This window comes from Streptomyces mutomycini, from assembly GCF_001700505.1.
GTDB classification, from domain to species: domain Bacteria; phylum Actinomycetota; class Actinomycetes; order Streptomycetales; family Streptomycetaceae; genus Streptomyces; species Streptomyces mutomycini.
This window is the reverse complement of sequence record NZ_MAPV01000373.1, coordinates 1-1200: the sequence shown is the minus strand read 5'-3', so window position 1 is coordinate 1200 and position 1200 is coordinate 1. Positions and strand designations below refer to the sequence as shown.

At 68.1% G+C, this 1200-nt stretch carries 1 protein-coding gene; it reads left to right on the top strand.

The features are described from left to right. Positions 1-142 precede the first annotated feature (142 nt). The coding region (locus BFF76_RS30525) for a M1 family metallopeptidase (protein WP_244167390.1) at positions 143-1200 on the top strand (1058 nt) is incomplete at its 3' end.

The following is a 1200-nucleotide window of genomic DNA, read 5'->3' as shown; positions in this document are numbered from 1 at the left end:
CCCCTCCCAGAGCGGCGCGCCCCCGCCGGTACGGCCCGGCGCGAGACAGCCGACACCCGACGGGCCGAACACCCCCACCCCGCCGTCAGCCCTGCGAGAACGCCCCTGCACAGCCCCCGACCCGTACGGCAGCATGGGCGCCATGTCCGTACTGACGCGCAACGAAGCGCAGACCCGCGCCCAGCTCCTCGACGTACACCGCTACACGGTCGACCTCGACCTCACCACGGGCGACGAGACCTTCGACTCCAGGACCGCCATCCGGTTCACCGCCCACACGGCCGGAGACACCTTCGTCGAGATCAAGCCGGAGACCCTGCGCTCACTCAGCCTCGACGGACAACCCCTCGACCCCGAACGCCTCGACGACAACCGCTACCCCCTGGACCACCTCACCCCAGGCACCCACGAACTCACCGTCGACGCCACCATGCACTACTCCCGCACCGGCGAAGGCATGCACCGCTTCACCGACCCCGCCGACGGCGAAACCTACGTCTACACCCAGCTCTTCCTGGACGACGTCCAGCGCGTCTTCGCCGCCTTCGACCAACCCGACCTCAAATCCGTCTTCGACCTCACCGTCACCGCACCCACCGGCTGGACCGTCCTCGGCAACGGCACCACCACCCGGACCACCGACGGCCGCTGGACCATCGCCCCCACCCCACCCATCTCCACCTACCTCGTCGCCATCGCCGCAGGCCCCTGGCACTCCGTCACCACCCACCACGCAGGCCTCCCCTTCGGCATCCACTGCCGCCGCTCCCTCGCCCCCCACCTCGACGCCGACGCCGACGAGATCCTCGACATCACCCGCTCCTGCTACGACCGCTTCCACGAAAAATTCGACGAGCCCTACCCCTTCGACTCCTACGACCAGGCGTTCGTCCCCGAATTCAACGCCGGCGCCATGGAGAACCCCGGACTCGTCACCTTCCGCGACGAATTCATCTACCGCTCCGCAGTCACCGACACCGAACGCCAGACCCGCGCCGTGGTCATCGCCCACGAAATGGCCCACATGTGGTTCGGCGACCTCGTCACCCTCACCTGGTGGGACGACATCTGGCTCAACGAGTCCTTCGCCGAATACATGGGCTACCAGACCCTCACCGAAGCCACCTGCTTCACCGACACCTGGACCGACTTCGGCGTCGCCCGCAAGGGCTGGGGCTACGACGCCGAAGTCGGTCCAGG